This window comes from Marinifilum sp. RC60d5 (assembly GCF_052400665.1).
Classification (GTDB): Bacteria; Bacteroidota; Bacteroidia; order Bacteroidales; family Marinifilaceae; genus JBQTGK01.
Window position 1 is genome coordinate 149,473 of sequence record NZ_JBQTGK010000001.1, and the last position, 25,337, is coordinate 174,809.

The 25,337-nt window shown below is 35.1% G+C and carries 15 protein-coding genes; 10 read left to right on the forward strand and 5 right to left on the reverse strand.

The features are described 5' to 3' along the window. Nucleotides 1-106 precede the first annotated feature (106 nt). From ACT3CE_RS00635 to ACT3CE_RS00645, 3 genes are read right to left on the reverse strand one after another with little or no spacing between them, the layout of a single operon-like run. Nucleotides 107-1,396 carry a TolC family protein gene (locus ACT3CE_RS00635; protein WP_444707831.1) on the reverse strand — a complete coding sequence of 430 codons (1,290 nt, stop codon included), beginning with the start codon at nt 1,394-1,396 and terminating at the stop codon, nt 107-109. Between the two features lie 47 nt (nt 1,397-1,443). Continuing rightward, nucleotides 1,444-4,608, reverse strand: a complete 3,165-nt coding sequence (locus ACT3CE_RS00640) for an efflux RND transporter permease subunit (RefSeq protein WP_444707832.1) — start codon at nt 4,606-4,608, stop codon at nt 1,444-1,446. Nucleotides 4,609-4,614: 6 nt separating this feature from the next. Next, nucleotides 4,615-5,736: an efflux RND transporter periplasmic adaptor subunit gene (locus tag ACT3CE_RS00645; protein ID WP_444707833.1), complete on the reverse strand. Its 1,122-nt coding sequence runs from the start codon at nt 5,734-5,736 to the stop codon at nt 4,615-4,617. 244 nt (nt 5,737-5,980) lie between these two features. On the opposite strand from ACT3CE_RS00645, the gene ACT3CE_RS00650 reads away from it, so the two are divergent. The 10 genes from ACT3CE_RS00650 to ACT3CE_RS00695 all read left to right on the forward strand — a co-directional run bounded on the left by ACT3CE_RS00650 (nt 5,981) and on the right by ACT3CE_RS00695 (nt 23,013). Continuing rightward, nucleotides 5,981-6,253: a hypothetical protein gene (locus ACT3CE_RS00650; RefSeq protein ID WP_444707834.1), complete on the forward strand. Its 273-nt coding sequence runs from the start codon at nt 5,981-5,983 to the stop codon at nt 6,251-6,253. 688 nt (nt 6,254-6,941) lie between these two features. Beyond that, nucleotides 6,942-10,103, forward strand: a complete 3,162-nt coding sequence (locus ACT3CE_RS00655) for a SusC/RagA family TonB-linked outer membrane protein (protein WP_444707835.1) — start codon at nt 6,942-6,944, stop codon at nt 10,101-10,103. A 14-nt stretch (nt 10,104-10,117) separates the two neighbouring features. After that, on the forward strand, nt 10,118-11,653 hold the full coding sequence (locus tag ACT3CE_RS00660; RefSeq protein WP_444707836.1) for a RagB/SusD family nutrient uptake outer membrane protein: 1,536 nt from the start codon (nt 10,118-10,120) through the stop codon (nt 11,651-11,653). A 120-nt stretch (nt 11,654-11,773) separates the two neighbouring features. Further along, nucleotides 11,774-12,046 carry a LysO family transporter gene (locus ACT3CE_RS00665; protein ID WP_444707837.1) on the forward strand — a complete coding sequence of 91 codons (273 nt, stop codon included), beginning with the start codon at nt 11,774-11,776 and terminating at the stop codon, nt 12,044-12,046. Between the two features lie 25 nt (nt 12,047-12,071). Further along, nucleotides 12,072-12,677: a lysine exporter LysO family protein gene (locus ACT3CE_RS00670; protein WP_444707838.1), complete on the forward strand. Its 606-nt coding sequence runs from the start codon at nt 12,072-12,074 to the stop codon at nt 12,675-12,677. Nucleotides 12,678-13,252: 575 nt separating this feature from the next. Further along, nucleotides 13,253-14,635: an aminopeptidase P family protein gene (locus tag ACT3CE_RS00675; protein ID WP_444707839.1), complete on the forward strand. Its 1,383-nt coding sequence runs from the start codon at nt 13,253-13,255 to the stop codon at nt 14,633-14,635. A 17-nt stretch (nt 14,636-14,652) separates the two neighbouring features. Beyond that, entirely contained in the window at nt 14,653-15,954 is a 1,302-nt protein-coding gene (locus ACT3CE_RS00680; RefSeq protein ID WP_444707840.1) for a S28 family serine protease, read from the forward strand. A gap of 56 nt (nt 15,955-16,010) precedes the next feature. Beyond that, entirely contained in the window at nt 16,011-17,639 is a 1,629-nt protein-coding gene (locus tag ACT3CE_RS00685; protein ID WP_444707841.1) for a dipeptidase, read from the forward strand. Nucleotides 17,640-17,759: 120 nt separating this feature from the next. Next, nucleotides 17,760-20,909 carry a glycoside hydrolase family 2 TIM barrel-domain containing protein gene (locus ACT3CE_RS00690; RefSeq protein ID WP_444707842.1) on the forward strand — a complete coding sequence of 1,050 codons (3,150 nt, stop codon included), beginning with the start codon at nt 17,760-17,762 and terminating at the stop codon, nt 20,907-20,909. Nucleotides 20,910-20,979: 70 nt separating this feature from the next. Beyond that, nucleotides 20,980-23,013, forward strand: a complete 2,034-nt coding sequence (locus ACT3CE_RS00695; RefSeq protein WP_444707843.1) for an MGH1-like glycoside hydrolase domain-containing protein — start codon at nt 20,980-20,982, stop codon at nt 23,011-23,013. 235 nt (nt 23,014-23,248) lie between these two features. On the opposite strand, the gene ACT3CE_RS00700 is transcribed toward ACT3CE_RS00695, so the two are convergent. Together ACT3CE_RS00700 and ACT3CE_RS00705 are read right to left on the reverse strand one after the other, a co-directional pair. Further along, complete coding sequence (locus ACT3CE_RS00700) at nt 23,249-24,670, reverse strand: flotillin family protein (RefSeq protein ID WP_444707844.1); 1,422 nt, start codon at nt 24,668-24,670, stop codon at nt 23,249-23,251. 34 nt (nt 24,671-24,704) lie between these two features. Beyond that, nucleotides 24,705-25,286 carry a hypothetical protein gene (locus ACT3CE_RS00705; protein ID WP_444707845.1) on the reverse strand — a complete coding sequence of 194 codons (582 nt, stop codon included), beginning with the start codon at nt 25,284-25,286 and terminating at the stop codon, nt 24,705-24,707. Nucleotides 25,287-25,337 lie beyond the last annotated feature (51 nt).

The window sequence follows — 25,337 nt, forward strand, 5'->3', positions numbered from 1 at the left end:
ACATTATGCTCATATATCTATAAATGAGAAATTAAAAAATCGACCTAAAATTAAAAATGGCCATTCGATTTATTCGAACAGCCATTTTTTTAAGTTCTGTATTTTTTTATTCTTTTAATATTCCACCTGTCATTCGAACCAAGGCAGTTCTCGATTGAACCAAATTAAATATTGCATTCAATCTTCCAAGTGCAGCATTCTGATAAATAATTTGAATATCGCGGTAATTGAAGGAGTTAATGCTTCCCGACTCGTATTTATCTTTTGAGATCGAAAGATTTAATTCGGCAGCCTCCAAATTCTCCTGAGCCAACTTGTACAATTCTAAGCGAACATTATACAACTCGAACTGCTGAGCCAAAAGATTTGTTAAAGAATGCTTTATATCCTGGGTTTGAATTTTCCCTATTTCTTCTTCAATTTTTGAAATTTGAAGGGCACGACGGTTTGTATTGCCATTAAATATCATAAAACTAAGACTTACATTGGCATAAAAATAATGCGCATCGGAAGTACTCGATGATGATCCATCATATTTAAGTTTAGTACGGCTTCCCTGAAAACCGGTACCTAATGATAGGTTTGGATAAAAATTACTTCTTGCCAAATCAATATCTCGCTTTAGTATCATTTCCTGAATGTAGCGATTTTTCAAATTACTGTTACCTGCCAGCATTTTATCTAACAAATCAGCTAATTTAAATTCATCTACAACAGGTTTAAATTCATCGGTAAACTGATAAGTTTTACTCTCCTGAACTCCTAATAGAAAATTTAAGTCGCGAACAGAATTGTTAAAATTCACTTCTTGTAACAAGAAGGAAGAACGATCTTCCAACCAGGCATTTTTAGCTTGTAGTAGATCATAAGTAACCGAACTACCAATCTCTTTCCCAATTTTTTTTGTTTCATATCTATCAGCCGACAAATCCATAATTTTTCGACTCACTTCTACTCTTTCCTTCTCAAGTAAAATTTTGTGATAAGCCAGAATAATCAGTTCTATTTTATTTTCTATAGCAACAATCGTGTTTCCTTTAGAAAGTTGTTCTAAATCGTCAAACTTATCTTTTCGTATATTCACAGCAAAACCATCAAACAAGGTCCAACTCACATCCAGTGATGGTGTTAAGCTAAGACTATTATAATCATTTGTTTCATTATAATTTTTAATTTCTTGTCCCACAAGATTAAACTGAACTTTTGGGTAACGCCCAACGGCTCCCCATGAATTATTCAACTTGCTTATTTCCTCGTTTTTTCGGAATATTTTTAATTCATAATTATTCTCTAATCCTACCTGAATAGCTTTAGATAAACTTAACTCTTCCTGGGCATTAACTGCACAAAAGGCATAGATTGATAAGAATAAAAGGAATGATATTTTTTTTATCATTTAATTATTGTTTTATCCCCGAAACATAAGTTCGGGGAAATTGATTTTTAATCCATATTAACTTTCGATTCTCTAATTTTTGGCTCAACATCACGAGCTGTAATTTTTTCTCCTTCCCAAAAACTCTGAGTAATTCTTTTTACATCATTCAGAATCATAATTACAACAGGGAAAAACATTAAAATAAACATGGTTCCCACCAAAACCCCATAAGCCAATGCAATGGCCATAGGTTTTAAAAATTGGGCCTGAAACGAAGTTTCCAAAATTAAAGGATATAATCCTACGGTAGTTGTAATTGTTGTTAAAACAATGGCTCTAAACCTTGCTTTACCAGCCTCTTTTACTGCATCTACAGGTTCCAAACCTTCATCTAATAATGAATTATACTTGGAGAGAAAAACAACCGCATCGTTTATAATTACCCCCGAGAGAGCAACCATTCCCCATACACTTAACATGGAAACAGGAAACCCTTCTAAACCGTGCCCCCAAGCCGATCCTAACCAACCCAAAGGAATCATTAACAATACAATTATTCCCTGTGTAAAACTCCTAAAGTGAATCATCACAATAAAAACAATCAACATAAAAGCAATTGAAAAATAAATCTTCAGCTCCTCGATATCTTCGGCCGATCGCTTTTGCTGACCTTGATATTCGGGACGAATATCTGGAAAGCGGGCTTCCAATTCGGGTAAAATATTTACATCGATGTATTCTAAAATTGGCGGAACTGGCTCGCTAGGATCAATTAATTCGGCATCGACACGTATTTCTCGTGCTCCGTTATAACGCTGAATACTTACCGGGCCTCTTAGTATTTCATATTCGATTAACTCGGATAAAGGAAACTCTCCTTTTGGAGTTCGAATTCTCATATCTTCCATTTGACCAATAAAAACCCTATCGGTTTTTGGATAACGAACCCATACTTTAATTTCATCTTTTCCTTCCTGCAAACGCTGTGCTTGTCCTCCAAAAAATCCCTGACGAATTTGCGATGTAATAGAGCGTAAGTTCATTCCTAAATAGTAGGCTTTAGGCTTTAATTTTAAACGAACCTCTCTACTTCCTAATGGATTATTATCATTTATATTATACAGAGATGCCATTTTTCGCAGCTCTCCCTGAAAGAAATCATTAGCCTGATTTAATTGGTTTAAATCTTTTCCTAGCAGTGATATGGAAACAGGAGCTCCCCAACGATTATTGGCACCTATGGTAAATTTCTCAACTCCGGTTACTTCTCCAATTTTATCTTTTACCCTGCTGGTTATGTCGAAACTGGAAACGGGCGCTCCTTCCATATCACGCAAAGTTACCGATAGATTACCTGCATGTGGACCAGATTCTTGTCCGGAGAAGGCATTTCCGGAAGATAAGTTTGTGTATTTAATAAAAGTTGCAGTATCCTGAAACTCCTCCATTAAATCATCGTTTACCTCCCATACTGCTTTTTCGAATTCTTTTAATTTACCAATGGTAATATCCTTATTACTACCAGGTTTAAAGGCTATATTTATTGCAAAAGTATCGAACGACACATTTGGGAAAAATGTACTTTGTATTAGACCTCCACGAAACAATCCAACTGTTATAAACAAAAGAGCAAGTGGAATAAAAACAACAAACCATCTCCAGCGAACCACACGATTTAAGATGCCTGTATAAACATGATCCCGTACGTAAATAATTCCTTTTTCGATTTTCTTTCTAAACCGGTTAAAGAAATTATCCTTTCGGTTACGGTTTAAAACAACTTCGTTTCCTACGTGTCCGGGCAAAACAAAAAGACTTTCGAATAATGATAAACCCAAACAGGCAACAACTACAAAAGCCATTTCGTACATAAACTCCATATTCCCTGTAACCAATAGAAGTGGCGAAAACGCAACCATTGTGGTAGTAACCGATGTTAACACGGCAGGTACCACTTCAACGGTACCATCAACTGCAGCACGTCTTGGACTCTTTCCTTTTTCGAAATGGGAGTAAATATTTTCTCCAATCACAATTCCATCATCCACCAAAATACCTATGATGAGAATCATTCCAAAAAGAGAAATCATATTAATGGTAACTCCCATTAAATTTGCAAGGATAAACATTCCCAAAAAGGAAGCTGGAATTCCCCAGGCTACCCATAAAGACAAACGAAAACTTAGAAAAAGAGCCAAACAAACAACAACCAGAAGTAATCCGTATCCTCCATTTCTATAAAGCAAGGAAAGTCTGGATTGCAATAAATCAACAAAATCGAAAGTAATCTCTAAACTTGCATCATCATTTTTTGCATTGAACTTCTTCGCATATTTATTACAGAAATCTGAAATTTCATCTAAATCTTCATCATTCAACTTGTTAACGCTAATCGAAATCGCCGGATTTTTATTCATGTACGATGAATTGGGTACATCCTGAAACTGGAAATGAATATTTGCCACATCCCTGATTCGTATGTAACTACCATCGGGATTAGCTTTTAAAATAATCTCTCCAATTTGATCAGGATTAACCGAACGATTGCGTGTTCGAATTAATATTTCTTCGACTTCATTCTTTATGGCACCACCCGAAATATCAATATTATTATTGGCTATTGCTGCCGAAATCTCACTAAACGTAAGCTGATAACGGCGCAAATTATCTTCTTTTACTTCTACCGACAATTCCAATTGGGGAAAACCCGAAAGCGTAATTTGCGACATCACCTTAGAACGCATCAAATCGTCATAAATATCGTCAGCATATCTCTTTAAGGTTAGCAAGTCGGCATCGCCGGTCACTGCCATTCGTATGGCTGGTGTTGTTGCTCTTCGCTTAGCAATCACAGCTTTTTCGGCTCCAGAAGGAAAGGATGGAATCCCATCAACAGCGTTCTTAACATCGGCAAGCGTTTCGTCGAGATCATAATCCCCAGTAGTGGTTATGGTAAGACGAGCGTATCCCTCCGATGAAACAGAGTTCATTTCCTTTATGCCAACAATTCCCCGAACAGCATCTTCCATTCTGGAAGTAATTCCCTCTTCTACCTCTTTGGGTGAAGCTCCCGGATACACCATGGAAACGGAAATTGTTTTTGATTCATTCTCAGGAAAAAATGACTTTTTCATAAAAACTAAAGAAGTAGAACCAGCTATTACCATTAAGGCAATAATCATTTTTCCGTAAAACGGATATTTTACAAATTGTGATATAATATTTCTCATTATGCTCTATTTCTGAATTTTTACTTTCATGTTTTCAGTTGCTTTAACAGGAGGTTCAACCACAAGAATTTCACCCTCTTTTAGACCATTAAACACCAAAGTATTTTCATTTCGCTTAATAACCGAAATCTCCTTCTCTTTCATTACATCACCTTCAACAACAAATACTTTATTCGAACTAAATACTGCATTTCTAGGAATCTCCATTGCATTCGCAATCATTTTTCCATTAAAACGAGCAGTTAAAAATTGTCCCTGATATAATTCCTGATTGTTTGTTTTTTCAATTTTTACAAACACAGAAATCGACTGTGTGCCCTGATCCACAAAATCTGATTTTCGCACTAACTTTCCTGTACAAAGCACATCGCCATTAGCATTAAGAATATCAACTTTTTCGTTAAGATTTAGCCATCTAACATCACTAGATTCAAGAGGAACCTGAAGCTCTAAATTATTTGATTGAATAATTCCGGCAAGCTTAGATCCCATTCCAGCAACCGAGCCAATTTGCGTATTTACTGCTACATAAGAACCATCAAAGGGAGCATATATTTTTCTTTTCTCCAGCTTTACTTCGGCACTTTTAATTGCATAATAATCGGCTAAGATATTTCTGCTGGCCATGAATACTTTTTCCTGATCGGATTTTACTGTTGGCAATTCAGAAATTGGCAGATCCAGATTAATTGAATTAAAAAAGCTCATCCATTCGTCGAAATTGTCAGCATAATCAACTTTTATATCTGGTAAATTTTCGGCAAGTTTATTTAAAAACCGACTTTTCTGAGCACGCAGATCCATTTTTGCATCTTCCTCGTAAATACGAATCAACAACTGTCCTTTTTTAAATTTTTGTCCAACCTTCAAAGGAACTCCGGCTTCAACAATTCGCCCCGCTACTTCAGAACTTAAGTTCACTTCAAGATTGGAAGCCAATCGGCCTTTTTCCACAATTGGAGCAGAAATAGAATGGTAGGCAACCGGCTCAACTCTTACCACAGGAATTTTTTTCCTGTCGAGATTCTTCTTCGGATCCTTTTTTAATCCTGCTAATATTTCCATTACAAAAAATGCAACGACCAAAGTTACAATGACCGATAATACAATAATTACTTTTCTATTCATCTAGTATTTAAGTTAGTGTAGTTTTTATGTGGTATAAAAATAAATGACCTATTTATAGAAATGTAAAGATAATATTTAAAGGTAAATACATAACATTTTATACCCTCTTAACAAATAATTAAATAAAACCTCCCTATTACAGCAAAAACAAAGCATTAACAATTTATTCCAGTTTCTTCTAAAAAGTTATTGTGAGGATACAGAAAAAAGTGCGATTTTTGTTCTCTCTAAAAAAATCGATAAAATGGATAAGGAAAAATACAACAGAATTAAACAGCAATTATTTGAGTCGACAAAATGGCCTTCCCTATATATGTTTAAATTTATTGTTCCCAATAATGAAGACAAAATAAATGCTGTTAAAAATCTGTTTCCCACAGATACAAAATTCACATACAAAACATCGAAAGATATTCGTTATATTGGAATTACCGTAAAAAAAGTAATGAACTCGGCTGATGATGTTGTTGAAATATATGCCAGAGCACAAGGAATAAAAGGAATTATGGCTTTGTAAATTCATGAAACAAAATTTCACAATTAGGCTAAATTAAAATCAGTCTTTTTTTTGATTCTCTTTACAAACATGATATTTCTCAAATAAATTATCTAAATAGATATATCAGGAATATGAAAAATAAATTTTTCATATTATTACAACAGCAATAATACTAAGCATTTAATAATAAAATAAACTAAAAATTTAAATTTATTTTGACATTTTTTAACATACTAGTATGTACTGGTAGTTATTTTTATATATATTTGTTGCAAAGGTTTTCGTTTAAACCTATAATTGAATTATTGAGGTGAATTTTTAACTAATCATTTTCGTGAATTCATAACCATGCAAACACAGTCATTTATAAAACTTGTTTACAGACATTCTCATCGAGGACTTTTTGAATGTCTGATTTGTTGATACCCCTTATCATTTTTTTAGGTAGCTACCACCTAGCCTAAAAATTATTGCCATTCTTCAAAGGCAACCAATTCATTATACATATTAGTACTTAAATAGCATCAATATAATTGTTCTTTTTAAATAAGAACAATTGTATTTTACTAGGTATTATTTAAAGTAAAACGAAATTATAGGAAACAGAGAATGCTACCAACATTCTCCGTTCTCAAATACTAATCGTTTGTTGTTCTATGCTTGAAACTAAAGAACAACAAAACTAATTTTTAACGCATCTAAATATATGAAAAAAAATGCAAAAACTACTGTACATTGTAGATCTGTGCAGTCGAGCTATGTTTCATGGATCATGAAATTATGCATTCTAATCGCAGTTATTGGGATCTTCCCTTTTAATGCTGTAAGTTCCAACAATTTTACAAACCTGCAAGAAAATCAGAAAACAATTTCTGGAACAGTTATCGATGATCAAGATTTACCTTTAATCGGTGTTAACATCATTATAAAAGGCAGTTCCATTGGTACAGTTACCGACTTAGATGGTAATTTTCAACTATCAGTGTCTGAAAACTCTGTACTTAAATTCTCATTTATCGGTTACATCGATCAGGAAATTGTAGTAGGGAATCAGACAGATTTCAAAATTATTCTTAAAGAGGACGTACAAGGTTTGAACGAAGTTGTAGTTGTTGGTTATGGTGTTCAGAAAAAATCTGATTTAACAGGTGCTGTTGCATCTATAAAAGCCGAAGATTTGGCAAAAACACCATCTTCAAACCCTGTAAATGCATTACAAGGTAAAGTAGCGGGGGTAACCATTACCAAATATGGTGGAGCTCCTGGTGCAGGTTCTAATATTACAATCCGAGGAATTGGTACTATTGGTAACAACAATCCATTGTACATTATTGATGGATTACCTGGTTCAATGTCTCTGCTTAATCCTGATGATATTGCCTCTATTGAAGTATTGAAGGATGGAGCGGCTGCTGCAATTTATGGTTCTCGTGCTGCAAATGGTGTGGTTTTAATCACTACAAAAAAAGGAAAAGCTGGTAAGGTAAATGTTGATTTCAACATGCATGTGGGATCTGTTAAAGCAATTGATGAATTGGATTTATTGGATTCTGAAGGATATGTAAAAGTACATAGAATGATGTATGAGAATGCCGGAGAAGATTTAAAAGCCTATATTACAGATCCTATTATAGCAAATACTGACTGGCAAAAGGAAGTATCGAGAACAGCGATGCAACAATTCTATAACCTTAGCATTAATGGTGGTAACGATTTGGGTTACTTTGGTATTTCAGGAAGTTGGAACGATGAAGAAGGTACTTTAATTGGTGGAGAATACCTTAAGAAAACTCTTCGTGCAAAACTTGGAATGGAAAAAGGCCGTTTGAAAATAGATGCAAACATTTCTTATGCAGAAACCAACTCAGAAGGCCATAAATTCTCATTAAGGGACACTTACAACATTACCCCTTTAATTTCTCCATTTGATGAAGAAGGTAACGTACAATTAACTTCTGGTGATATGCCTGCCAATGCAAATCCATATGCAAACCACATCAACAATAAAGGAGAAAAAGATTTACAATATTTTACTGCAAATGTAACTGGTCGTCTTAAAATTACTGATTGGTTATCATACCAGGTAAACTTAGGCTTGATTAATAGCAATGATATTGAGTGGAGCTATCATCCAAAATTCCAACGAAGCCCGAAAGATGCTGAAGATTGGATTTACTATGGTGAAGAACGCAACAACTACTGTTCACAGATAATGGAGCACTTGATCAATTTCAATAAAGATTTTGAAAAGCACTCTGTAAGTGCTGTAGCTGGTTATACAGCATCGAAGGAAACTAACAAATGGATCGGAGCAAATGTAACTGGTAAAAAAACAGAGTATTCTGCAGAAGATGATAATGTAATTACAAACGATGTTCCTGCTGGCTTCCTTGATCCAAACTTTATGACCTTAAATGGAGGTGAAGGTGGTACCTATAATGCTTCTGGTAGCAATAATAAATACACACGTACATCTATTTTAGGTCGTATCAACTATTCATTTGATAGTAAGTATCTTGTACAAGTAACAGCTCGCCGTGACGGTTCTTCTAAATTTGGTAAAAATGAGAGATATGGAACCTTCCCTTCATTTGCTTTAGGGTGGAGAATTACAGAAGAAGATTTTATGTCATCATATGATTTTATCGACAATTTAAAATTGCGTGCTTCATGGGGTAAATTAGGTAATGAGATCACACTGGGATTGTACCAGTATGAGACTTTGATTTATTCAGGTACAGGCGAAAATACTGGATATGTTAGAGGTACCGGGGCTAACCCTTGGACGGGTAGTACAGCCTGGGATGTAGCAAATCCAGACCTTAAATGGGAAACTACTATTTCGAAAAACTTAGGTTTGGATTTTGCCATGTTTAATTCTAAAATTACTGGTACTGCAAACTACTACAACACAACCACAGAAGATATGCTAGTAGTTAATAAGTTAGCAGGATCAGCAGGTATAAATGATCCGATAGTTAACGTTGGGGAAATTGAAAACAAAGGTCTTGAGTTAGAGTTAGGATATCATAAAAACCAAGGTAATTTCACTTTTAATATTAATGGTACATTAACCACCATAAAAAATGAAGTTCTAAGTCTTGCTAATACAGATCAGGCTCTATTTGGAGAAGGTTTGAAATTTGGAACCTCTCACTTCCCAACACAAACTAAAGTTGGTACCGAGATTGGTGCTTTTTATTTATACCAAGCAGATGGAATTTTCCAATCAATGGATGAAGTTAATGCCCATGTTAACTCAGAAGGCACATTATTACAAAAATCCGCAAAGCCAGGAGATATCCGCTTTAAAGATATGAATGGTGATGGTGTAATCGATCCAAAAGATAAAGTATATTCAGGTAGTGGAATTCCAGATTTCACCTATTCTTTAAGCTTCGATGTAAAATACATAGGATTTGACTTTTCGATGATGTTCTACGGTTCTCATGGAAATGATTTGTACAATGGTAATCGCTATTATTTGGAAAACATGTCCGCAGGTCAAAACTTCCTTGCTTCCACTTTAAATGCATGGACCGAAGACAATCAAAACACAAGTATGCCTAGAGCAATTCTTGGTGACCCTAATAGAAACACCCGTGAATCCACCAGATATTTAGAAGATGGCTCGTTCTTAAGATTGAAGAACATTGAATTGGGATATACATTACCAAAAGAGGTGATTAGTAAAATTGGAATTACAAAATGTAGAGTATATGTAAATGCACAAAACATTTGGACAAAAACTGATTACTCGGGTATTGACCCTGAAGTAGGGCGCAGCGGAGTTTTAAATCAAGGTATTGATCGTAGCCTCTATCCTATTAACAAGTCATTCTTTGCAGGAATTCAATTATCATTCTAAACAAAATCGAAAACATGAAAAAATTAATATATCTACTTAGTGCCTGTGTCTTAATTGGGCTATCGTCGTGTGACGATGACTTCATGGAGACGAAGTCACCAGACAAACTAACAAGTGATAACTTCTGGAGAAATGCCAGTGACGCAGAAGCAGGGATGGCATCTGCATATTCTCACCTTGAATGTGCAACCGATTATTGGGGCTTTGCTGAGGTAAAGTTTCCAGTAGAGCTGTACCCTTCTGATTTGGTACAAATTGGAGGAGATGCATACAATTATGAAGATTGGTTAACTATTTATAATTATAATGTGAATTCTGCCAATACTCAAATTTCATCTTATTGGGATATTCATTACAGAGGTATCAACTTTACTAACCAAGTATTAGAAAATTTGATAAAAATGACCGACGAACAAATTGATTCTGAAAAAAAGAAAGAATTGATTTCAGAGGCCCACTTTTTAAGAGGCTATTATCACTTAAAATTGCTTCTTGCATGGGAAAAAATTGTTCTTCGTGATAAATATCCTAAAAGTATACCTGAAACTCACAAAACATTAAGTGAAAGATCTGCATGCTGGGATTTTGTTATAACTGATTTTGAAGAAGCTTCTAAAAATCTGCCAAGCTCTTATGATGCACAAAATGTTGGTAGAGCAACAAAATGGGCTGCCTTTGCATACCTTGGAAAAGCAAACCTTCATCGTGCTGGAGAAGATAACGCAAATGCTAAGCAATATTACACAGCTGCAAAATCAGCTTTAGCTAAAGTTGTAAATTCAAACAATTTCTCACTGGTAAATAACTTCATAAGCATTTTTGATGGTACCAATCAAAACTCAAGCGAAGCAATATTTGAATTACAATTATCAAATAATACGGATAATGGCGCTTGGTTCAAGTTCCCCCATCACAGATGGCTTAAACCTAAAGGTTTATTTGGTTGGGACGAAATTGCTGGTAGCCACTTTTTATTAGAAGAGTTTAAAAAAGAAGGCAAAATTGCTTCTGATGGTCGATATGATCACCGCTCGTATGCTACATTATTTTTTGATGATGAGTATTTTAACGATACAGATAATCCAAGGGTATACGGATATACATACAGAGATTGGTGGAATGCTAGTAATACTGCTTATGACTACACCGGTTTCAGAAAGTATTTACCTGCAACAAAAAGTGAACTAGATGCATCCAATCAAGGTAACAACATGCCATTAATGAGATATGCCGACGTATTGCTAATGTATGCAGAAGTATTAAACGAATTAGATGAAACATCAACAGCAATACCACATATTAATAATGTTAGAGCTAAACATGGTGGATTACCAGCTATGACAGGAAACAATAAAGCTGCAGTAACAACCCAAATTGAACATGAAAGAATTTGTGAATTTGCTATGGAAGGCTCACGTTTCCATGACCTACGTCGTTGGGGAAAACTAAATGAAACTATGACAGCACATGGAAGAACTGGAGTAGCTGATGCCTCACACTTCTTCCCAATTCCTGAATCAGAAGTAAACTCAAACAATGAAATAAATTAGATTAGGTAAGTATTTATGATTAGCTTGAAGTGCCCTCATAAAAGGAGGGCACTTCTTCTAAATTAATAGTCACTAAAATTTAAGTAAATTCACTCCTCAAAACAAAAAGATAAATTCATAATGATTACAGTTTTAGTATTAATGACCTTGGGTATTGGATTAGGATTTTTTGTTGGGAAGTTTCCCAAAATCATTAAAGGGGTTGATAAAATGACCACCTGGTCCATTTATTTGTTGCTGTTCCTGTTAGGAATAGGTGTAGGATTAAATGAGAAAATCATAAACAATTTGCATACAATTGGTTTGCAGGCACTAATACTAACCATAGGAGCAGTATTAGGCAGTTTGATTTTCGCTTACATTACCTACAGATTATTTTTTAAAAGTAAATAACCAAACTAACAGACTTCTCTGAACCATGAAGAACAGCTTAATTATACTTGGATTTTTTGCTTTAGGATTAGTATTAGGATTAACCAAATTTCTACCTGAAGTAATAATGGAATCTGATTTTTCTATGTACGCACTTTACTTGCTCATGTTTTTGGTTGGAATTGGTATAGGCGCCGACCGATCATCTTGGAAAGTAATTAAAGAAACCAACATTAAAATTATTCTCGTACCACTTTGTGTAATTGTTGGATCATTAGTTGGAGTAGGTGTAATTTCAATTTTCACTCCTGAAATTCAACTAAAGGAAGCATTGGCCGTTGGCGCTGGATTTGGCTACTACAGTCTGTCTTCAATTTTCATCACACAAATTAGTGGTGAAACATTAGGAGTAATAGCTTTACTTTCAAACATATTACGCGAAATAATAACATTACTTGCGGTTCCTATTTTTGTAAGATATTTTGGAAAATTGGCTGGCATTGCATCAGGTGGAGCAACTGCAATGGACACAACACTTCCTATTATCTCTAAATACACAGGAAAAGAATGGGCCATTATTGCAATATTTAGTGGAATTGTACTAACCATACTTGTACCATTTCTAGTACCATTTATATTGAAAGTACTTTAATTCCATCATTATTCAAACACACAACGAATCCGATTCTTTTTGTTTTTCAAATAAATAATGATTGTATTACAGAAAAAATTTATTCATCAGAACATTAATCTTGTATTTGGACTAGTAAACATGAAATAATAGTTTTTTAAGCCTTCCCGTTTAGGCAAAGTCGAAAATATTAATTTTTAAGCTTTACCAGTATGCTTACAACTAAAACATTTTTTAATAATTACCATTAGAATCGATATTTAACTATAATAACCCATGAATTATCAATTCAATAAAAACAGTAACTTTTTACCTGATTAATAAATATTTAATCGAATGTGTTTTTTACAAATTTAAAATTATTATTTGCGTTTTTTTTCTAAATTCACCTTGAACAAATTCAAATGTATGTTTCTTTTTAACGACTACATAACTCACTACAACAATTCGTACAAAGGTCTGTACGAATGCTGGATTTGTTAATCCCCCCTCCTTCTTTTTTTACATCAGAAGTATTTATTTCTTAATATTTTTTCAATTTCAGAGGAAAACTTATATCCCCTGGAATTTAACCAAACACCTTAAATCAAACTCTTATGTTCACAAGAGAGACTTATCAAAAACGCAGAGAATTACTAAAATCAACTATAAAATCAGGTATTCTACTATTTTTAGGTAATGATGAATGTGGAATGAATTATGCCGATAACACATATCATTATCGTCAGGATAGTACCTTCTTATATTTCTTCGGATCGGATTATGCAGGTTTAAATGCCATAATCGATATTGATGAAAATCGAGAAATTATTTTTGGCGATGAATTAACAATTGACCACATTGTTTGGATGGGAACCCAACCAACCATTCGTGAAAAGAGTGCTTCTGTTGGAATCAATGAAACTGCCCCTGCAGCTAATTTGAAATCTTATTTAGAAAAAGCCGTAAAACAAAACAGACTAGTTCATTACTTACCCCCTTATCGACCTGAGCATCAAATAAAACTATTTGATTTGCTACAAGTTCACCCAAATATTGCTGCTAAAAATTCATCGGTAGAATTTATTAATGCCGTTGTAAACCAAAGAAATTACAAATCTGCTGAAGAAATAATTCAGATAGAAAAAGCCGTAAACATTACTGCTGACATGCACCTTACAGCAATGAGAATGGCAAAACCCGGAATGAAAGAATCGGAAATTGCTGCTGCTATTCAGGAAGTTGCCATTGGAGCCGGAGGACAGCTTTCTTTCCCAACTATTGCAACAATTAACGGTCAAACACTGCATAATCATTATCATGGAAATACATTAAAAAGTGGTGATATGATGTTAATTGATTGTGGTGCTGAAAATGCCATGCATTATGCCGGAGACATGTCCAGTACTTTCCCGGTGGATAAACAATTTACTCAAAGACAAAAAGAAATTTATCAGATTGCTCTAAATGCTCACGAAGCAGCAATTGCAGAATTACGTCCTGGTATCAAATTTAAAGATGTGCATTTAAAAGCAGCAAGAACAATTGCTGATGGAATGAAGCAAATGGGTTTTATGAAAGGAAATTTAGATGATGCAGTACAACAAGGTGCTCACGCTCTATTCTTCCAATGTGGATTGGGACACATGATGGGAATGGATGTACATGATATGGAAAACTTAGGTGAAGTTTATGTTGGATACAATGGAGAAGCTAAAAGTACACAATTCGGATTAAAATCATTGCGTTTAGGCAGAGAGTTGGAACCAGGCTTTGTTTTGACCATTGAACCTGGAATCTATTTTATTCCCGAATTAATTGATATGTGGAAGGCCGAGAAACGCTTCACTGACTTTATTAACTACGATAAAGTTGAAGAATACAAAGATTTTGGTGGCTTACGAAACGAAGAAGATTTTCTAATTACTACAAATGGATCTCAACTTCTTGGTAAACCAATTCCTAAACGTATTGATGATGTTGAAGCTCAAAGAAATTAATCCACAAAAAAGATCAGATGAACAAACATATTATAAAAACAACATTACTACTATTTTTTCTTAGTATTGGCTTATCGGCATGCTTTCAGAGCAAACCTCTAACACTTGTTGAGAGTTTAAAACAAATTCCCAATGTAACAGTTAAGAAGATTTTGGGAGATACAACTTATACCAGTTATTACGAATTGTATTTTACTCAGCCGCTGGATCACGAGAATCCAGAAGCGGGTACATTTAAGCAAAGAGTTTTATTAGGTCATCATGCTGTAGAGAAACCAATGGTAGTTGAAATTCAAGGTTATAATATTTGGACAGAAAAAGCAGGTGAATTAAGTAAACTATTAAATGCAAATCAGTTAACTATTGAACACAGATACTTTAAAAATTCAATACCCGACAGTTTAGATTGGCAATACTTAAATATCAAACAAGCTGCTGCCGATCAGCATGTTGTAATTCAAGCTCTGAAAAAAATTTATAAGAACAAATGGATTACGACTGGAATAAGTAAAGGTGGACAAACAACCATGTACCATCGATACTTTTATCCAAATGATGTTGATGTTAGTGTTCCCTATGTAGGACCACTCAATTTCGCTCGTGAAGACAAAAGAATTCATAAACATCTTTCAACTGTTGGTAGTAAAGAGTGTAGAGATAAAATCTACCAGTTCCAAATGGCTTGTTTCAAAAATAAAAAGGAAATTCTACCATTGGCAAAAACTCATGTTAAAGAAAAAGGATATTCATTTTCGATGGGATTAGAAAAAGCTCTTGATTTAAGTATTTTGGAATACTCATTTGCATTTTGGCAATGGGGCGGCGTTAAATGCGAAGATATTCCTTCTTCAAATGCGAATCCTGAAGAACTATTTAAGCATTTAAAACGTGTGTCAGGTATGGATTTCTTCGATGAAAATAGTCTTAAACCAAGTCTTGCTTTTTATCATCAGGCACTTACTGAAATTGGAATGTACAGCTATAAAGTTGAACCTTTTAAGCAATACATCAATTACAAAAAAGATTTGACTTTTGATCATGTATTTCCGAATGATCCAATAAGGAAATTCAATCCTGAATCTATGCAAAAAGTAAACAAATGGTTGCAATCAGATGCAGATAAAATGCTTTTCATTTATGGAGAATGGGATACCTGGTCAGCAACTGCTGTTGATTTGAAAAACAATACCAAATGTAAAAAATTTGTGAATCCAAAAGGAGCTCATAGCACAAGAATCAGACATTTCCCTCCTGAAATGAAAAAGGAAATTATTCAGACTCTGGAAGAATGGCTGGAAATGTCAATTCGTAATGAATAATTAATATTAAAGAATACTGTCTAACGACTAATTACTCAAAACTAATTACTGATATTATGAATAAACTATTATTACTAAGCTTACTTACTTGCATACTTTTTCCTAGAAGTTACGCTTGCACAGATATCGTAGCTGGTAAAAAAGCAACTATTGATGGTTCAGTTATTACCTCGCACACCTATGGTGGTAATGATACCAGAATTCGAGTTGTACATGGTAAAAAGTATCCTGCAGGATCAAAAACTGCCGTTCACTATGGATTACAAGAAATTAATGGTGGATTAAACGAATATGGTGAAATTCTTGGATACATTCCTCAGGTTCAGCAAACTTTCACCTATTTCCACTCTGCTTATTCACATATTAATGAGTTCCAATTGGCAATTGCTGAAAGTACCTTGAGCCAAAGAAAAGAATTGCAAGTTGACCGTGAAAGTGGCAAACAAATCATGACTGTGGAACAAGCTCAGATATTTGCCTTACAACGCTGTAAGACTGCTCGCGAAGCCATTAAATTAATCACCTCTTTAATGGAAGAATACGGTTTCCTTCCGTCTTGTGGACCAGAATCAGAAGCATTATGTATTGCGGATCCTAACGAAGTTTGGGTTTTGGAAATTGTGGCGGTTGGAAAAGATTGGGAACCAAATTCAGGTAAGTCAGGTGCCATTTGGGCTGCACAACGTGTCCCAGACGATCACATTGCTATTGTTCCTAACTGGAGTATCATTAAAAAGATTGATTTGAGTCAACCAGAATGGTTCATGGCTTCAAAAAATTATCAACAAATTGCTATTGATAAGGGTTGGTACAATCCTAAATCAGGCAAACCTTTTATATGGCAAGAAGCATACAGTCCAACGCTACGCGAATGGTCAAGTGGCAGATTCTGGCTGTTCTATTCACAATTTTCTCCAAATCTTAAGGAATGGCCCAATAGAAAATTAAGTGATCCTTTTAAAGGACAAGATGCCTATCATCAATACGTTGAAGATATTTCTATGTATCCGTTCTCTGTAAAGCCAGAGAAAAAGATATCTGTCAAGGATATTATGGCTTTCCAGCGATCAACTTTTGAAGGTACCATTTACGACAAAACATCCGATCCTGATTGGTATGTTCCAAACAAAGAAGGTAAGCTGGTAAAAAGCCCAATGACCACCCCATTCCCAACCAAGGCAATGAGAGAATTATTGGATATTACCAATCGAAGAAATGTATCCAAGGGGAATTATGGAATGATTTGTCAGTTGAGATCGTGGTTACCTGATCCAATTGGTGGAATTTACTGGGTTTTTCAAGATAATCAGTACACATCGCCATACATTCCTATTTACTGTGGAACACAAGAAATACATGAATCTTACAAAATTTATGATCCCAATCAATATGATCCTCGATCGGCACGTTGGGCAATTGATTTTGTAGATAATCTTCTCTACTTACGTTGGCAAGATGCCGTTGAAGATTTATTTAAAATAAGAGAACCTCTTCAAAATGATTTCTTTCAGCAAATTGAAGAAAACGACAAGCAAGCAAAAGCACTTTACGATAAAAGCCCAAAAAAGGCAAAAGAATTCCTGACCAAAAAATGCCACGAAAACATGCAAAAAGTTGTTAACGTGTACAAGCAAATCAGGAATACATTAATTACTAAATACACAAACAACAAACAAGGATCTTAACAGATTCTAACACTAATGAAAGAAAAGGGATTTCCGGAAGCTTGCATTCATTTTTATCCGGAATTCTTTTTCAACTCAGCAAAAAGAAAATAGATAACTTCAAACTTGATAACGCAAATAATGAGAACACTTTTAACAATCATGCTAATTCTCTTCTACCAGGGTATTTTTGCCCAAGAGAAAACAAGCAACAACGACTGGGAAAATCCTCAAGTAGTTGGAATTAACAAAGAGAATGCAAGAGCTTCTTTCTTTGCCTATAAAACAGAGAAAAATGCGATTCTAAACGATAAGGAAAATTCACCTTATTTTATCAATTTAAATGGCATCTGGAAATTCAATTGGGTAAGAAAACCAGCCGATAGACCAGTAGATTTCTACAAAATGAACTATGATGTTTCCAAGTGGAACGATATCAAAGTTCCAGCTCACTGGGAATTGGAAGGTTACGGCGTACCAATTTATACCGATGTCTCCTACCCTTTTCCAAACAATGAGCCATACATTCCTCACGATTACAATCCTGTTGGATCATACAAACGTATTTTTACAATTCCTAAAAGTTGGAAAAGCGAAGAAATTTACATTCATTTTGGTGGAATTAGATCTGCGGCATACATATGGGTAAATGGTCAAAAAGTTGGCTATACTCAGGGAAGTAAAACTCCTGCTGAATTCAACCTAAGCAAATATGTGAAACCAGGTAAAAACCAATTGGCTGTTGAAATTTATCGCTTTAGCGACGGGAGTTACCTCGAAGATCAAGATTACTGGAAGGTAAGTGGTTTTGAACGAGATGTGTACTTGTATACCCGTCCTAAAACTCATATCAGAGATTTCTTTGTGCAAGCTGGATTGGACGAAAACTATACAAATGGAACATTCTCATTAGATGTTAAAGTGAATCAAACTTTAACCAAATCGAACAGCAGAGCTATTCATGTTAAAGTATTGGATGGAAATAAAACTCTTATCGATTTAAATTCAGAAATCAATTTAAAACTTGGAGATAACCTATTTACTTTTAAAGGTAACATCCCAAACGTTCGTAAGTGGACCGCCGAAACTCCAAACTTATACACCCTACAAATAAAATTAAAATCAGAAAATAAAACAGAAGAAGTAATCCGAAGAAAAATTGGTTTCCGCACAAGTGAAATCAAAAATGGATTACTTCAAATCAATGGTGTACCAATCACTGTTCGTGGAGTAAACCGACATGAACACGATAAGGATAACGGACGTGTAATTACTGAAGAATCAATGATTCAGGATATCTTGTTGATGAAGCAATTCAACATCAATTCGGTTCGTAATTCACATTATCCAAACCGTGAACGATGGTATGAATTGTGCGATGAATATGGTTTGTATATGATTGATGAAGCCAATATTGAAGCTCATGGATGCGAACCTTACAACAAAGAAAAAACCTTGGCAAACAAACCGAATTGGAAGAAAGCATTCATGGACAGAACGGTTTCCATGGTAGAAAGAGACAAAAACCACGCATCAATCATTATCTGGTCACTAGGAAATGAAACTGGACGTGGACAAAACTTCCATGCAACTTATAAATGGATAAAGGAAAGAGATAAAAGCCGACCAGTTCAATCGGAAGATTCGGGAAAAGAATTTAACACTGACATATTCTGCCCAATGTACGATCGCATGTGGGAGATGGTAAAATATGTTGAACATGTACAAAAAAGACCTCTAATCCAATGTGAATATGCTCATGCTATGGGTAATAGTGTAGGAAACTTAAAAGATTACTGGGATTTAATCTACAAACATCGTCAGCTCCAAGGTGGATTTATTTGGGATTGGGTAGATCAAACATTCAAAAAAGTAACTGAGAAAGGCGATACAATTTTTGCCTATGGTGGAGATATGGGCGTATACAAAGTAAAAAACGATTCTAATTTTTGTGCTAACGGATTGGTAACTGCAGATAGAAAACTTCATCCACACATTTGGGAAGTAAAGAAGGTATATCAGCCGATAGCCATTAAGAAAATTGACCACACTACGAATAGATTTAAGCTGATCAATCGATATGATTTTATCAATCTTGACAATATTGAAATTAGCTGGAATCTGAAAGAAGATGCAACAGAAATTGCAAGAGGAACAGTTAATTCTTCAGACTTGTCAGCTCATAGTAGCAGAGAGTTTGAAATTGAACTTCCTAAAATTGAAGCAAAACCTGGAAAGGAATATTTCATTTTATTTGAAGCGCACAGTACTCAGGAAGAACCAACAATTCCCAAAGGACATCGAATTGCCTGGGAACAATTCCAATTGCCAATTCACAAAGCTTTCAAAACGGTAGATGCAAATCAATTGAATGATTTGAAAATGAATGAAAATGCAAATGAAATCAAGATAAAAGGAAAAGATTTTAATCTTGTCTTTTCAAAAGAAGATGGTAGCATTACATCCTATAAAATTGATGAAACAGAATTAATCGAAAAAGGTTTGAAACCCTTATTCTGGCGGGCAGTTACCGACAATGACTTAGGGAATGGAACCCCTGCCAGATGTAAGATCTGGAAAGACGCTGGAGAAAAACGTAAGTTGGTTTCAATTGACATTAACCAAGGTATTCCTCAGCAAATTGAAATTCTTGTGAAGTTGGATCTTCCAACAGTATCCAGCAAATATGAAAGTAAATACATTGTTTCAGGAAATGGTGATATCTCTATTGAAAATACTTTTGTTCCTAAATCGAATGATTTGCCAATGATTCCACGTTTGGGAATGCAATTGCAATTGCCAAAAGAATTTTCCAAGCTGGAATGGTTTGGAAGGGGGCCTCAGGAAACTATGGAAGATAGAAAATCATCTGCTATTGTAGATCATTACAAAGGAAGTGTTTGGGAACAATATCACCCATACGTGCGCCCACAGGAAACTGGCAACAAAACTGATGTCCGTTGGATTGCTTTGACAAACAATAATGGCAAAGGATTAATGGCAATTGGAACACCTTTACTTTCTGCTTCTGCCTTAGGATTTGATTACAAGCAATTGTTCCATGGTGGCAAAGACAAGCCTAACAAGCATGGAAATGAAATCAAACAAGGAGATCTTATCAGTTTCCAAATAGATTATAAGCAAATGGGAGTTGGTGGAGATAATTCCTGGGGAGCTCCTGTTCATGCAGAATATTGCATTCCTTCACAAGCCTATCATTACAGTTTTGTTCTTAGACCAATTAATGGTGAAAAAAACTTGAATGATCTAAGTAAAAAAAGAATAAAATAATTTCTCACTCAAAATTCTATGTCCCCTTCTCTATAAGGAGAGGAGACATAGAATGAGATCAACAAAAAAAATGAAGAATATTAAAACAAAAATTAGCCTAAGTATATTAGCAATTCTTTCCCTTACTTCCTGTAAACAAGAGGTCAAAGAAAATCAACTAATAGATTTGCAGAATAAATACACCAACGTACTCAACATACAGGGAATTCCAGCAAATCAATACGATTTAAAACCATTTGGTTTTTCCGATATGGGTGCCTGGCATGGATACGCTTTACCTCATCAGGATAGTACAAAATATTATGGCGGATTTACTGGTCCTTTAAGTATGAAAATGTGGGGACAATGGCTGGGTAAAAATCTTTGTCAATTAAAACTGACCAATGCAAATAACAAGGAAATTATTGATCTGAGTACTGCCAAAGCGGAGATGATTTACAAGCCTGGAATGCTTCAGCAGATTCTTAAGCTTACAGATTTAACAATCGATATACGCCTGATATTTACAAGCAACAGAACTTCTTTATTGCAAACATCTATCATCAATAATTCTAAAAAAGAATTAGCACTGCAAATTGGATGGAAAGGAAGGCTGTTTGAAAAAAACTTGCAATTAGAAACAAGTACCAACGGCATTCTAGTAAGATATGAAAAGAGTGAAGAGGTATTCCTAATTCAAAACCACCAGGAAAAAGAAGTATTTGTCGCTGAAGACAAACTTTCTTATAAAATGAACCTGAAGCAAACACAGGAAATTAAAGCTGGGGAGCAATTGGAGTTAACTTTGCTTCACTCCCACTATTTCAACAATCAGGAAATCATAGCTGAAGCTAATCTATTAAAGGATTGGTTAGAAAATTCACAACAAGTATTTGCGGCAAACAAAACCCGTTGGAATAAATATCTTGCCAAAGCCCTAGATAGCAAAAACACTTTGCTTGATAAAGAAGAAAATAAACGCTTAGCTGTAAAGTGTGTGCAAACACTAACAAGCAACTGGAGATCTCCTGCAGGAGATTTACAACACGATGGTGTATTTCCTTCGGCAGCTTATCAGGGATTTTACGGATTTTGGTCGTGGGATAGTTGGAAGCAAGCTGTTGCCTTAGTTCGATTCAACCCAGAACTGGCAAAAAGTAATTTACATTCAATGTTCCAATATCAGGATGAAATGGGTATGGTAGCCGACTGTGTATATTTCGATCCAAAAGAGAATAATTGGCGCGATACTAAAGCACCTTTGGCTGCCTGGGCAGTATTGGAAATCTACAAAACAACTCAGGATCTGGAATTCGTTCGTGAAATATATCCCAAACTGGTAAAATATCATAAATGGTGGTACAAGTATCGCGATCACGACCAGAATGGATTGTGCGAATATGGATCAACAGATGGTTCTTTAATCGCAGCCAAATGGGAAAGCGGAATGGACAATGCAGTTCGTTTCGATAAGGCTAAAATGTTAAAGAATAACAATCACGGATGGTCTATGGATCAGGAATCGGTTGATTTAAATGCTTATTTGTTCGCAGAAAAAGAACAATTATCTCATTTGGCTACACTTTTGAACAAAACAGAAGATGCAAATACTTTTGGGATACAAGCTTTTAAATTAAAAGAAAGAATTGCCGCAAATTTTTACGATAAAAACAGAGGATTCTTCTACGACAGAACCATAAAGACTGGTAAGTTACTTACCGTTCAAAAAGGTCCTGAAGGATGGATTCCATTGTATACAAAAATCGCTAATCAGGAGCAGGCAAAGAATGTAAAATCTTTACTTACAGATAGTACAAAATTCGCAACAAAAATGCCATTTCCTACCTTAGTTGCCGATCACAAAAAGTTCAATCCTTTAAAGGGATATTGGAGAGGTCCGGTTTGGTTAGATCAGGCTTATTTCGGTATTCAGGCATTAAAAAACTATGGATTCGATAAAGAAGCTAAGAAATTAACTCTACAATTATTACAGAACGCTGAAGGTTTATTGCAAGATGCTCCTATCCGCGAAAATTATCATCCAATTACCGGAAAAGGCTTAAATGCTAATCATTTTTCGTGGTCAGCAGCTCATTATTTGATGTTATTGACAGACGAAAATTAAAATACAACAACAAGCACTGCTCAACTTTAATGAGCACAAAGTAGATTAGTTGCACCTTGATTTCCTTTCGAAATTGAGGTGTTTTTTTTATTGCTTTATATTTCTAGTTAAAACTATTTTAAGTATCTCTGGAAAAACCCATCATATCATTCTATTCCCCCAATGGGTAATAGATGCAAATAAAAAAAGGAGCATCAAACGATGCTCCTTTACTATTTAACAAGTGAAAATCTGTTTATTCCTCTTCTTTATTTTCTTTATCAGAAACATCTTCGAAATCGACAGTTTCGTTATTTCCTTCTACTTTTTTACCAAGATAAGTAGGCAATTCCATTCCTGCCATTTTAAACAATTCTTCCATTGGAGGAATCGATCCCATCATACCCTGCATAAAGTTAGCGGTTGATGTTTTACCATCTTTACCACCACCATTTTCCCAAACGGTAACTTTATCAATTTTAATGTTTTTGATTGCCTCAACCTGAGTTGAAACAAGCTCTGGCAATTTATCAGCAATCATCAACATTACAGCATCTTTTGCATCGCTACCAGCTGCATTTACAATCTTATCGAAACCATCAGCCTGCTTGCTCAAAATCTCATAAATACCTTTCGCTTCCGCTTCCATTTTCATATAAATTGCATCAGCCTCTCCTTTCGCATGTCGGCGAGTTTGCTCTGCAATTGCTTCTGCAGCAATCTCAATTTTCTCTTTATCGATTTGAGCAGGTACAACAATATCGGCAGTTTGCGATGCTTTATCACGAATAGCACGAGCAGTCTCGGCTAATTGCTCAGCTGAATAAGCTTCCTCTAAAGCACGGGCCTGAGCTACTTTCTCGGCAGCAACAGCCAAACGCTCTGCTTCTGCTTCTTTCTCTCGTCTGCCAGCATCTGAATTGGCTATGGTAATTTTCGCAGTATTTTCCCCTTCAACTGCCGACGCATCTGCAGCTGCAACCTGCACACGTTGTTCCTGATGAGCATTTGCCTCTCCAATAGAACCATCACGATTTTTCTCAGCAACCGTTTTTTTGGCATCATTAATTGCTTTTGCAGCAGCTTCTTTACCCAAAGCTTCGATATATCCCGATTCATCGTTAATATCGGTAACATTTACGTTAATTAGTTTTAAACCAATTTTCTTTAACTCGGCCTCTACATTTGAAGAAACAGCAGCCAGAAATTTATCTCGATTGCTATTTATTTCCTCAATATCCATGGTTGCAACAACCAAACGCAACTGACCGAAAATAATATCTTTCGCCAAATTACTGATATCTTCTTGAGATAAGCCCAACAAACGCTCTGCAGCATTGGTCATGATACCTCCTTCGGTAGAAACTCCAACCGTAAAACGCGAAGGAACATCAACACGAATATTTTGCTTACTTAAAGCATTAGTCAGGTTAATTTCAATTGAAATTGGTGTTAAATCAAGGAAAGCATAATCCTGAATTATTGGCCAGACAAAGGCCGCTCCACCATGAATACACTTGGCCGAACGCGATTCCTCACCACTGCCTTTTCCAACTTTACCATACACAACCAATACCCGGTCGGACGGACAACGCTTGTATCTTTTAAAAAAAGATACAATGAGTACGAAAATAAATATTACAATTGCTGTAACTAAAAGAACTATATATTCTCCCATAATGATTTATTAATTAATTGGGTTAAACTATTTTTTAAACTGGATATACAACCAGAATTTGATCATTTAAGATGTCAACAACTTCGACCACCGCCCCTGTCTTAATATCTTTCTCAGCATCGGTAATCGCTTCTAAAGTTTGCAAACCCTGCACTTGTATTTGAACCTTTCCCATTCCTTTTCTACCTGCCGGAATTGTTAAATAAACATTACCAACCTTACCAATGGCATTGCTTAACTTAAGTGTTCCTTCTTCGGTAAGCTTCCCCATAAAGTACAGAATAGAAGCCATTACAACCATCATTAATAATCCAGCGATACTGGCAATAAAAGTAGACAATACAGTCCCTAATCCTGAGTGAAGACAGATAATACCAGTCCAACCAAAAATAGTGAAAAAAGCAATTAAGTTTTTCAAAGTAAGAAACTGAAAATCAATACCTATATCTCCATCCACAGACGTGTCAGCATCAGCAGAAATATCATCAAGATCTCCTCCTATAAAAGTCATTACCATTTGAATGAGAAATAAAACAGAAAAAGGAATAGAAATTCCCCAAAATATTTTTTCCACCAAATCCATCGTACTCCACCAATCAGACATAAGTAGTATCATAATTTTAATTTATATTTTGGTCTAAAATAATAAGAAATGATGACCTAACAC